The 11586-nt window shown below is 52.4% G+C and carries 11 protein-coding genes; 5 read left to right on the top strand and 6 right to left on the bottom strand.

Annotated features, from left to right (window positions below; genetic code table 11):
• Positions 1–99: 99 nt before the first annotated feature.
• From ACR42C_RS04405 to ACR42C_RS04395, 3 genes are all read left to right on the top strand, one after another.
• Entirely contained in the window at positions 100–1872 is a 1773-nt protein-coding gene (locus ACR42C_RS04405) for a S8 family serine peptidase (RefSeq protein WP_479984810.1), read from the top strand.
• A 374-nt stretch (positions 1873–2246) separates the two neighbouring features.
• Positions 2247–2684 (top strand): hypothetical protein, encoded by a 438-nt coding sequence (locus tag ACR42C_RS04400; RefSeq protein ID WP_479984809.1) that lies wholly within the window; start codon positions 2247–2249, stop codon positions 2682–2684.
• A gap of 16 nt (positions 2685–2700) precedes the next feature.
• Positions 2701–4467, top strand: a complete 1767-nt coding sequence (locus tag ACR42C_RS04395) for a lytic polysaccharide monooxygenase (protein ID WP_479984808.1) — start codon at positions 2701–2703, stop codon at positions 4465–4467.
• A 117-nt stretch (positions 4468–4584) separates the two neighbouring features.
• Here ACR42C_RS04395 and ACR42C_RS04390 read toward each other — a convergent pair whose 3' ends face one another.
• Both ACR42C_RS04390 and ACR42C_RS04385 read right to left on the bottom strand, forming a co-directional pair.
• Positions 4585–5334 (bottom strand): prepilin peptidase, encoded by a 750-nt coding sequence (locus ACR42C_RS04390; protein ID WP_479984807.1) that lies wholly within the window; start codon positions 5332–5334, stop codon positions 4585–4587.
• 45 nt (positions 5335–5379) lie between these two features.
• Positions 5380–5598, bottom strand: coding sequence for an ANR family transcriptional regulator (locus ACR42C_RS04385; RefSeq protein WP_116344043.1), 219 nt, complete (start codon positions 5596–5598; stop codon positions 5380–5382).
• Positions 5599–5828: 230 nt separating this feature from the next.
• Here ACR42C_RS04385 and ACR42C_RS04380 point away from each other — a divergent pair, with 230 nt between their 5' ends.
• The gene (locus ACR42C_RS04380) at positions 5829–6962 is read left to right on the top strand and encodes a hypothetical protein (RefSeq protein WP_479984806.1); all 1134 of its coding nucleotides are present in this window, start codon (positions 5829–5831) and stop codon (positions 6960–6962) included.
• Here the strand turns inward: ACR42C_RS04380 and ACR42C_RS04375 are convergent.
• From ACR42C_RS04375 to ACR42C_RS04360, 4 genes are all read right to left on the bottom strand, one after another.
• On the bottom strand, positions 6925–7452 hold the full coding sequence (locus ACR42C_RS04375) for a cytochrome b (protein WP_028015621.1): 528 nt from the start codon (positions 7450–7452) through the stop codon (positions 6925–6927). The two genes, ACR42C_RS04380 and ACR42C_RS04375, sit on opposite strands and share 38 nt — an antisense overlap.
• A gap of 64 nt (positions 7453–7516) precedes the next feature.
• Positions 7517–9118 carry a glycosyl hydrolase family 18 protein gene (locus ACR42C_RS04370; protein WP_479984805.1) on the bottom strand — a complete coding sequence of 534 codons (1602 nt, stop codon included), beginning with the start codon at positions 9116–9118 and terminating at the stop codon, positions 7517–7519.
• Between the two features lie 148 nt (positions 9119–9266).
• Positions 9267–9746 (bottom strand): hypothetical protein, encoded by a 480-nt coding sequence (locus tag ACR42C_RS04365; protein ID WP_166710189.1) that lies wholly within the window; start codon positions 9744–9746, stop codon positions 9267–9269.
• Complete coding sequence (locus tag ACR42C_RS04360; protein ID WP_162875008.1) at positions 9716–10453, bottom strand: winged helix-turn-helix domain-containing protein; 738 nt, start codon at positions 10451–10453, stop codon at positions 9716–9718. The genes ACR42C_RS04365 and ACR42C_RS04360 overlap by 31 nt, the downstream gene beginning before the upstream one ends.
• Positions 10454–10989: 536 nt before the next feature.
• Here ACR42C_RS04360 and ACR42C_RS04355 point away from each other — a divergent pair.
• Entirely contained in the window at positions 10990–11586 is a 597-nt protein-coding gene (locus ACR42C_RS04355; protein ID WP_116344039.1) for a response regulator, read from the top strand.

The following is an 11586-nucleotide window of genomic DNA, read 5'->3' as shown; positions in this document are numbered from 1 at the left end:
TGGGAAGGCACTTCGTATCTCTCCGTTATCGTGAAATTAAAACCCGGGACGACGCTCAATAAGTCATCGCCCTTTTCATTACGCGACAGCACCCTGTCTGTGAGTCCGTTATTTACGGCAAATAATTTGCGCAGCAGTGAATTAAGCGAGATGGATGCGCTTAATGAACGCTATGGCTTTAATCGTTACTTACGTATAGCGCTGCCAGCCAATAAGCAACATGACACGGCATATATCAATAACGTAATTAATGAACTGGCGACGCGACAAGATATTGAGCTGGCTTACCCGGAATCCATGCCGGTGTCGCTGGAGAAGGGTGCCAACATTCCTGACGTGCCGCCCTATTCCGGACTGAGCTATGCCCTGAATAGTCCCAACCGGACCACCGTCCCGGATTTTCGTGGACTGCAGGATTACACCAAATCACCAGATGAAAAACGGCCCGGCTATTACATGGGTGGCGTAAATCGCGACAGCGTGAGCCAGTATTCAGGACACGATGGAAGCGGCATTTCGCTGGTCTCAATGGAAAACAATGCGTGGAATACCAGCCATGTGAATTTGCCGCCGATCGATTTCCATGAAGGTGATACGCGCTATACGCCGGGCGAAGATCACGACACCAGCTCCGTCGGGATTATGGCGGCGAAAGATATCAATGCGGGCATCAAAGGCCTGACGTGGAACGCTCGTATGGGATACGTCAAATGGCAGGCCAATCACCTCTACAACATGATCCCCAGACTCCAGGCAGGAGATGTGGTGCAAATTGGCATGCAGACCGGCGGAGGGGATGTGACAGGCTGTACCTCCTCTTGCTACGTCCCCCAGGAAAACGCCCCTGCCTATTATGACGTGATTAAAGCGCTGACGGACAAAGGCGTGCACGTTATCGAGGCAGCAGGCAATGGCAATATCAACCTCGATCATGCTGGATTTAACGGAAAATTTGACGTTAAAAAACGGGATTCCGGTGCGATCATCGCGGGTGCATTCTGCGCTGACAATGGCAAAAAAGCCTCTTTCAGTACCTATGGTTCACGCGTGACCAGCGCCAGCTGGGGATGCTGGGATGTGGTTACTACGGGTTATGGCGGTTTGCATAGCATAAAAAACGCGGAATACACCTCAAGTTTCTCCGGCACCTCCTCCGCGAACCCGATTATCGCAGGCGTGGTCGCCAGCCTGTCGGCCATTGCAAAAGCTCACAATATCACCGTCACGCCTCAACAGATGCGTACCATCCTGCAGGAAACCGGTACATCTTTAGCGGCAGGCGATTCAGCGAAAGTGGGTACTCACCCAAATATGGCGAAAGCGGTGGCCAGGATTATGGAACTTAAAGAGGAAGATAAGGAGGAAGTAAAGGCTGTGCCTGGAGAAAGCTTTACCGTTACCGGCACGACCGATTCCTCACGGGCGTATCAGTTAGACGGCAGCGCCAGCAAGAATGCCGTCTCCTGGAAATGGACCATCGACAAAAACAGTACAGGCAAATTCTGGCTACAGGAGAAACAGGCCGGAGGCTGGGTACGTGAAGTTTCAGGCCCTGCCGCCCGGGCGCTTATACCCGCCAATACAGACGGGGAAGCGACCTACTGGTTAACCGTTACGGGCAAAGACGGAAGCGTGAGCGCTGAGAAGATCACCGTAACGGTGAAAAAACCGCAATTACCTGATATTCCTGACGACAACGTAGAAGCGTATAACCCACGCATAGCCTACCCGGTGAAATGTACCCGCGTATCGCATAACGGCAAAATCTGGCTGAATCAGTGGTATGTCAATGCCGGACAAGAGGAGCCGGGACGCGGCGGTGAGTGGGGGGCATGGCGAGCGTCGGATGCAGCCAATAATAGCTGCCCTTAAATACCTGTTTGGTTAACATAATTGTAAAGCCTGGATGTAAGCCAGGCTTTATTTTATTAACTCAACACGCAGGAAATTCGTAAAAAAGACATTTAAAAAAACGATATACGCTCATATTTGAATATAAAGAGTAAAGGATTGATATTGGCCATTTCCCCCCATATCGCTCTCAAGCCTCTTAACAGCATGACCGGCCGCTCTTCTCTGCCGAAACTCCCCGACTCTTAATGGCCCAGAGAAGTCTCTTATTCAAGCCAGTTGTCTCCTCCCGGTACTATTTGTCCCTGTTATCACACGGTAATAACGCCATTTTTTACCTGCTCTGCAGGTGAGATTTACCTTTCGTTATTGTTCAGTCATTAATAAGGGAACTTATGAAATTAACAGGATCTGCTTTTGTCCTTGCCTCATTACTGGCAGGGGCGGGCGTCAGCGTTTCAGCCAACGCCGCCACGACCTCGCCAGCGGCAAACTGCGAACAGGGTCACCAGAACTGCATGAAAGAACTTGGTTCACTGGAACGCGCCGTCAACGGTGCGAAAGTGAAGGTCGTTGAAGGGCAAACGATTCGCGCGCGCTTCTTTAACGACGCAACCGAACTGCCCGCCCTGGAAACCCGCGTCACCATTCTTGCTGGCGAAGAGGCACACTGGTCCTACGCTCTTGCCCAGGCCATCAACCAGCAGCATCCCGATCTGCGTGCCGGTTTCCAGCACAGCAACGGCGAGATTACGCCCGATGAGTCTCAGCCGAATAAGGTGTATGCCAAAGGGAACAATCCCCTCACTCACGTAGAAGTGTCCTTCAATTAATTCAGGGAAGATTATTTTGAAACTACTCAAGATGAATAATATTACGTCGGCGTTAGCCGTGGCATTGATTGGCATGTATTCCACGAGCGCGCTGGCACATGGCTATGTTTTTGAACCAAAATCCCGTTCGGTGATTCATTTCCCGCCGATGAATGATAAAGGTGAACATAGTAACGTCTGGCCTGCTGACGCCGTGGAAGCGCCAAAGCTCCCGGCTGGCAACGATATGAGCCCAACCCCGATCGCTAACGAACAGCTGTTCCAGTTCCCGCAGGATGGAAAACTCGCAAGCGGTGGCTCCACGGCTACTCCTGCCTTCAGCAAGCTGGATGACGAAAAGCAGAATACCTATAACAACCCGATGTCTGCGGGCCCGCACCAGTTTAAATGGCATTTACCGGCTAAGCACCGTACCACCTATTTTACCTATTACATTACGAAGCCGGACTGGCACTCTATGCCGGGAGCGGATTCGCGCCTGACCAGAGCGATGTTTGAAGATAAACCTTTCTGCCACAAGGTTTATACCTACGCACCAGGCAACCCTTCTGCCGATATTTCTATCCCGACAGGCTTCGAAACCCACACCTGTGATGTACCGGAGCGTGAAGGTAAACAGAAAATTTATGCCGTCTGGCGCGTGCGTGATACCGATAACGCATTTTATCAGATGATCGACGTCGATTTCGGCGGTGAAGTCATTAGCAAACCGGTGGCCAACGTCACGCCATCCAGCCATAACCTGTCAACCAGCGCGCTGTCGCTGGACGGTAGCGCCTCTACGGGGAAAGAGCTGAAGTACAGCTGGGCCGTCACCAGCAATGCCGACAAGGTCATTCTGGAGAACAGCACCAGTGCTAAGGCCAGCATTCGCCTGAAGGCTAAACCTGAGAACGATTTTAGCGTAAATGTGAAGCTGACCGTCACCAACGCCAAAAACGAGAGTGATTCAAAAACCGTGACCCTGAATGCCAAAGCGGACGCGGGTAACACGGCACCGGAGGCGAAGGCAGGCAGTGACTTCACCGTGACCAGCAACAGTGATTCTCGTGGTTATGACCTCAACGGTTCCGCAAGCGTCAATGCTGAAAAATATCAATGGACTATCGTCTCTGGTCAGGACATTGGTGCGTTGCAGGTCGCTAACGGTGGCGAATGGGTTTCAACCGTCCACGCGGCAAAAGCCCGTGCGCTGATTAAGCCCGGCAAAATCGGTAAAGTGACCTATCGCCTGACGGTTACGGCCAAAAATGGCAAAACCAGCTCCGACGATATCACGGTGACCGTGAAGGAAGCGCAGCAGGCTTCTGATGTGCAGATCAATACGGGCAACAACCAGGACACCATCGTTGGCAGTGACGTTATTGCTGCCGCAGTCGTGTCCAAAAATAATGACTCGTTAAAGGGGGCAAAAATTGAATGGTCCGCACTGAATCACGCCGATAAGATTCAGATCTCGTCACCGAATAACTTCAGCACCAACCTCATGGGTAAACATCCGTATACCGACAATGTGGACGTGACGCTGCAGGTGAAAGTGACGACGCCTGATACCGGTAAAGTCTCCACGGCAACGAAGGTGATTAAACTGCGCCCGGCACAAACCGATGTCAAAGCCTGGGACCACAGCAAGACTTATAAGACACCTTGTGAAAAAGTGAGCTATGAAGGCAACATCTGGCTGAACAGCTGGGAAACCCGAGGCGTTAAGCCTGGCTCCGATGGCGAATGGGGCGTCTGGAAGAAAGAAGGTGCATCCAACATGCCTAAAGATTGCAAATAATACTGTAAGTTAACTCTGGCCGGGTCTTCACTGACCCGTGCCTCACATTATCATTCCCTGCCTACACTTTCGTTATCATTTTTGCGCCGGAAATCGCCCCTTCCTTCCGGCGCTTTTTTATCGGTATAACACCACCCACCCTATCGCGGCGATAATCGGATACGGGCCGAAGGGAAACGGTTGACCGGGCTTGATCCGCAACAGAATCAGCGCCGTGACCAGCGCCAGCAGCGTAGAGGCAACAAAAACATCCAGCAGCGCCAGCGGGCCAAGCCACGCCCCGAGCGCCGCCAGCAGTTTCATATCCCCCATCCCCATACCTTCATGACCGCGCAACAAACGGAACAGTAAAGAGAGCGTCCAGGGCACACCAAAGCCCAGCAGAGCGGCGATTAATGCCTGCATCGGCTCGACATGGCTATAGCCGCTGGCGGCAAACGCCAACGACAACGCCAGCAGCGGGAACGTCAGACGATCGGGCAGGAGCATGGTGCGCAGGTCGATAAACAGCAGCGGCAGCAAAAACGTCACCGCCAACACGTCGAACAGGCTTTGCGGCGTGACGCCCTGCTGCCAGATAATCACCCCGTACAGCAGCGCCATAAGCGCTTCAACCAGCGGATAGCGCCACGATATCGCCTGACCACAGCTGGCGCAGCGTCCACGCAACAGCAGCCAGCCAATCAGAGGTACATTGTGACGAAATTTAATGGGGTTTTTACAGCGGGGGCAATGGGAAGCAGGCCACGATAAAGAAAGTGCTTCACCGTGGAGAATCAAGGGGAGCCGATAAATAATGACGTTGCAAAAGCTGCCGATAACGGCACCCAGTAAAACACTAAAAACGAGTATTACACTCTCTACCATGGTTCAACACTCTGAGGAACATGCGATATCCGATAATAGCAGAGCCTACTCGTTATATTTAGGCATCCTGTTTGCACGTAAAGCACAAAATTCACCGCGCAGGTTTGCCCACTCGATATTCAGATGCACTTTTGCATATTGCGCCGCCTCTTTCCACAATAATGCCGCGATATGCCACTGCTTTCCCTGCTCATGCTCTGCCGCACGGGAAGAAAGTGAAAACCAAACGGTAGCAGGATCGTGTTTGTCGCTTTGCCAGTCCATTGTTAATTCCTTTTGAAAAAATCCCAGCGTATCAATAGCGACGATAAAATAATTGAGATTAAAATGATAAATACCTGATTAACGCTGAACGCCTCAGTGGGAGAACAACGCTGATTACCAATATCATCCGCTGGCTGGCCTTTTCAGGTCTCTATATCCTGCTGGCATTCCTGAGCTTTCACACGCGGGATAGCTGGAGCCTCTCCACCACGCTCTGGTTCCCGGCGCCGTTGCTTTTTGCCGCGTTATGGCTAACAGCCCCGCGCGAGTGGCCGCTGTGGCTGGCTACCGCTGGCCTGCTGCATGTGTTTGTTGGGGTCTGGATAGGCCGTCCGCTCGCACTGGCGTGCCTGTTCGCCCTTTTCGACGTTGCGATTTTTCCGCTTTGCGTCGCCGTCTTTCGTCTGAATGCGCAGCTGCCTGCGCTGCGTTTTGCGCGCAGGCCGATTATTGGTGAGCTGGTCTATCCCCTGCAGTTAATACTCAGCATTTTTTGCGGCAGCCTGCTGCTTAATCTGGCGCTGTTACTGTCAGGGTACCCGATTGCGCCACTGCATTTTTTTTCCTGGGTGCTGGCGGCGTTAACCGGCATTCTCGCCATTCTGCCGCTGTTGCGGGAGAACAAGATGCCGTCGCGCCAGCACGTTAACGGGCGGGAAGCTCTGATCCTTGCCGCGAATACGCTTGCGCTGATTACGGGCTACTTTCTCCTGCCCCCGCTCTGGCAAGGGCTAAACCTGCTGCTGGTGCAAACAACGGTGGTTTTACTGAGCGTGTTTGCGCTCTCCGGACGCGGTGTCGGCGCTCTGCTGCTTATCCAGTACCTGATTGTGGTGCTGGCGACCCAGCAGCGAGAAGGGATTTTTTACACGCTAACGCCCGATCTCATCCCGGCAATCTGGCAGGCGCAGTGGTATCTGGTATTTTCGGCGATTTTTGCGAACTGCTTATTTCAGTATCGCCGCTGGATCCAACAGCAGCAGGCGCTCGCGACCAGCGCCAGTGCCATCATGATCCGCCTGTCACAAACGGGTTCATGCGTCGTGTTTCGCCTTTCGATGCCGGAGGAGGAGATCCACTGGCAAGGCAGCACGGAAGCGCTCTTCCCGGATGAGGAAAAGACGCTAAGCACCCTGACGCTTCTGGACGCACACTGCGATACGTCGTTCCTGCCCGATTTTCGCGCCTGGTACTCACGACAGGGTGAAAACAGCTTTGCCCGGGAAGTTGTTCTGCAAACGCTGCAGGGAAGGCAGATGCGCGGGATGGTGATGTTTCAAAGGATCGATAACACCGCGCATCTGATGGGGGGAGTGAGCCTCTTTCTCACAGCATCCGCTGCAGGATCTCCCGCTGCCCGCTAAAGGTGTATTTCAACACCGCCGCGACATGCCCAAGCAGAATTACGCCCAGCAGAATGCAGCTATAGCGATGCACCTGGAAGAAAAACGCATTCACTTCGGCGATGGCAATCGGGCGGGAAACCGGCACCAGACCAAACAGGTTGTAATCTTTTTGCAGCATCAGAAAACCGCTAACCAGCACCACCATTATGGTCAGATAAAACAGCTCATGAATAAATACGACCAGCTGTTTTTTACGTCCGGCCACCGTGGCCGGATAGGGCACCGAAGGGCGGAAGAAGCGCCAGACGAAACGCACCATCATGATGGGCGTGGCGATGGTACCAAGCGACATATTCAGCACGGAAAAGAAGGTAAACCAGCGGGTTCCTTCCAGCGCGTGCAGAATATAGCCCATGCACATCGCGTAGATAATGACGGCTGCGACCACCCAGTGCAGAAGGCGAGAAAACCGATCGTAACGTTTGGCAATAACCAGAGAAGTTTGCATAGTCGTTGTCCTGTAAAACATAACAGCACGGCTCCCTGAGAAGCCATGCTGTTTATAAAAGAGGTTATTCAGCTACCCACAAGTTGCGGGCCCGATCCGGCGACCAATGGCTGGCACCTGTGTGGCCAATCTGACAGCGGTAAACCTTGCCCTCATAGAGCACTTTATCCCCCACCGCATAGACGGTTCCCGGTGTGAACGCTGTGGCGTTGCCACCCTGACCGCCCTCTTCGCCAGTGCCTTCGTCACCTTCAGGCACGGTAACGGTCACCGCCTGGCTCGGGGCGGCGTAGTTATCGGCGGCGTCATAGGCGATAACCGTGTAGCGGTAGGTCACACCCGGCGTGGTTTGGCTGTCGGTAAAGTTGAGTTCACGGGTATCACCGATCTTTTCCAGACCGCGCCAGATGGCATACCCCGCCACGCCAGTATTATCCTTAGCCGGCAGCCAGCTGAGCGAAACATCCTGCCCCCTCAGCGTGGCCTGCACGCCCTGCACCTGTGTTGGCGCCTGAGTATCCGTTTCGTCGCCCCCATCCGGCAGACTGCCGTCAAGGATGCTCTGGTAGCGGTTCAGGAATTCATAGCCGTAATGTTGACCATTTATAGTGTTGCCATTGTCCCAGTTCACTGACCAGGTCATGAGCCCTTTTACCGCTTCATTTTTCGCTTCCAGTCGCGAAAGTGCGTTAAAGACACTCTGCGCGTCTCGCACATAGCCGGTTCCTGCCGCATCCGGGTTGGCCGGAAGACCAATCACCAGCTTGTTCGCCGGGATCTTCACATACCCGCGCGTCCCGTTTGCCAGGCTGTCGGTGAGATAGTAAAGGAAAAGCTCTTTTTGACGATCGCTATAGCCCTTCCCCCATTCCTGCGGCAGCCACCATTCACCGACTTCGTCCTTCTCCTCCTGCGTCATCATATTCACGCCGTCGCCCGCCTGGTTGTAATACTGTGGAGCGATAAAGTCATACACGCCCTCAAGATTTTGCAGGTAGGCTTTGTAGTTCACCCCGCGATCGGACTGAAGATAAGGGAACTCTGGTGCCATGCTGATGATGAAGTGTTTGCCCTGCTGCTGATAATGGTCGCGCACCATTTTCAGCGCCGCCGGGATCACCGTACTGTTGTCAGCCGCAGTAATGGCCGTCTGCTCCAGGTCGATATCAAGACCATCAAAACCATAGCGATCGGTCAGGCGAATAATCTCCGCCGCAAGCGCTTCAGTCTGGTCTTTGTTCAGTGCAATGTGCGCGTCAGCGCCGCCCAGTGAAATCAACACCGCGCGCCCCTGCTCGTTCAGCTCTGCAACCTGAGCGCGGAACTCCTCATCGCTCGCGTTGTAGGGTTTGAAGGTGGGGATATTCCCGCTCTGCCCATCCATGACTTTCATGAAGGAGACGTTGACGACGTTGTAGCCTCTCGGCACTTCACGCAGCGACATATCAGAAGGTAAGCCTCCCTGATAGCCGCGCGCTTTGTCTATCTCTTCCGGGTTAATTCCCCAGTTGTGCCAATAACCGACGAGAATTTTTTTCTGACTGATATCCGGCATCTGTGAGGCGGCGTCGGTTGCGGCCGCATGGCTAAACGTGCTGAACAGCATTCCGCTTAACGCCAGGCCTGCGGCAATAGCGCTCAGAGATATTTTATTTTTCTTTAACATGGGAGATATCCTGCTCCAGGTTTAATAATGAAATCCTGTCCCGCAAGATAGGATATTCATCTCCCTGAAAACAGGAGAACAGCTAACCGCAGCAGCAGATTTAAAACTCGCCAGCCTGGATATGTCTTATAATAAGATTCACGTGAGATTACTTATACTCACACATTGCTACCCAGTTATCGTTAATTTTCATTAGCCAGCTATTTTTATTAATCGGCTTGAATAACAGATTAATATACTGATCATCTTCACTTATCAGAAAAGTCTTCTGCGGAAGTTGATCGCCAACGGCAATTTTTAATTCTGCCACCCGACCATTGATGACGTTTCCTTTCTGTGTCACCGATTTTAACTGCAGGGTTCGGTTGAATACCCGATTTCCGGCCTCATCGGTTTTTACACCAAATAACGTTAGCCTGTGCAGTTTAGGCCACCAGGTGATAACACCATTAAACTGGTAATGTTCCAGGCTTTCATCGATAAACTTGCCGTTACGAATGACGCTGCTGCAGGGCTCGACAGGCACCATTCTGCTCTCCAGGTAGCCGCTGGTCAGGTAAGCCAGCACGCCACCCAGCGAAACGCTGATGCAAACGCTTAATATGACGAATAGTATTCGTAACCGCATTTTCCCTCCTTAGATAGTTCGCCTTCACATTGCGCAACAAACACTTTCGGGCCGTTCGACGCGATGTAAACATTATTGATACCCGCCGGCAGGTCATGCCGCTTTCGCGCCAGCGCCTGGCGATCGACACTGCGCAGCGAAGAGAGATGAAACATGACGCCATCCACGTAGATATTTTCCTGAAAGGCCTGCGGCGTGTCCGCCGTGCAGACCACCACCAGCGTGGGAAGGATAATCAACAAGCTGCACAACACCGTCAGCAAAGCCCCGTATTGACGTGACGGCGTTTTCATTGGCTCCGCCGTGATAGCAGGCAGCGACGGGCAATCAACGGGAGTGGGAGAAGGCGCGTTATCAGGCACTTCTGGCGGGCAAGCTGCCTCACTGCCCTGCGTTTCGCAGGGTGCCAGTACCACACCATAACGGGGAATGGTTTTAATGATCGAGCCCGGCAAGCCGGCATTTTGCAGCTTGCGGCGCAGCATTTTTATAAGCTGGTGATAACTGGATTCGCTAACAATCATGCCCTGGTTGAGCCAGATCTCTTCAAATATGGTCTCTTTTTTACATTTGCCGCTGAGGATCAACTCCAGCAAACGACGCTCGTTGGGCGTCAGGTGTATATCACCATGCTCCACGGTTGCCAGAGATGATTTTTCCGGTACGAACGTTACTGACGCTGAAAGAGATATTTCTTCGTTATTCACGGGTAGGTCCTGGATATTAAAATTACAGCGTTTACATTGTTATGACGAAAAAGCGCAGGTATTAACAGTTACATGTCTGTTATCTAATTCAGGCACAAATTAACAACATATCCCTATAAATGATAGTACCTTCGCCATTTGCGCTATTTCCCGTCCTGATTTTTTCGCGGCCCATTCATGATTTCAGAAAGTTTATTCTGAGTAACGCCTGAGCAATACCTGATATTCAACCTGAACAATAAGGAATTCCTTTCCGTACCTGAGAAATATCGCCCTCCATGCCGCTATTTCGTGATAAATAACAAACCATTCGGCTGCTCAGAAAAAAATCTATTTCGTAGAATGTGAAAGCTTCGTTACTTTACCTTTCGGTTTTCCATCAGGATCGGCTGATGCCCACCAGCAGCTATACAGCCCCCCACTTTTTAGCTACTCTTTTTCACCTTACTCTGCTCTACACTGTAAGAGTGATGCTAAAGCGCCATTCGCTAAGATGTGCGGTGAACACCTGTCTTTTCCTAACCGGATCGGATGTCATGCAAAAAACCGTTCTGATTGCCGACGACCACCCTGTCTATTTATTAGGCTTGCGCACATTGCTGCAGACGCGCCCGGACCTTTATCGGGTCGTTCATGAAGCGCTCAGTGCTGATGAACTTATGAGTAAACTGGCGCGCGAGCCTGTCGATATCATTATCACCGACCTGAGTATGCCCGGCACGCGAAGCCCGGACGGGCTCATCATGATCCGCTCGCTGATTCGCCATTATCCTCAGAGCATGATTGTGGTGGTCACCATGATCACCAATCCTGAGCTTCTGGACTCGCTGCGTCGCAGCGGGGTGCATGCCGTTCTCAACAAAGCCAGCTTGTCCAACAATCTGCTACAGACACTGCGCAGCACTCTACAGGGGCATGTTGAACCGGTGAAACCCCATGCACAATTGACCGAACGGGAAACTGAAGTGCTGCGCCTGCTGGTCCGTGGTTTCACCGTGAACGAGATCAGTGCCCAGCTTAACCGGACAAAGCAGACCATTAGTACGCAAAAAAAGAGTGCCATGAGCAAACTCAACGCAAGAAATGATTTCGAGCTGCTCCAGTGCGCGCAAAGTCTGGGGCTGGTTAGCTAA

Source organism: Enterobacter sp. MG-EB028, from assembly GCF_056673305.1.
The sequence above is the reverse complement of the archived record's forward strand: the minus strand, read 5'-3'. Positions and strand labels throughout refer to the sequence as shown.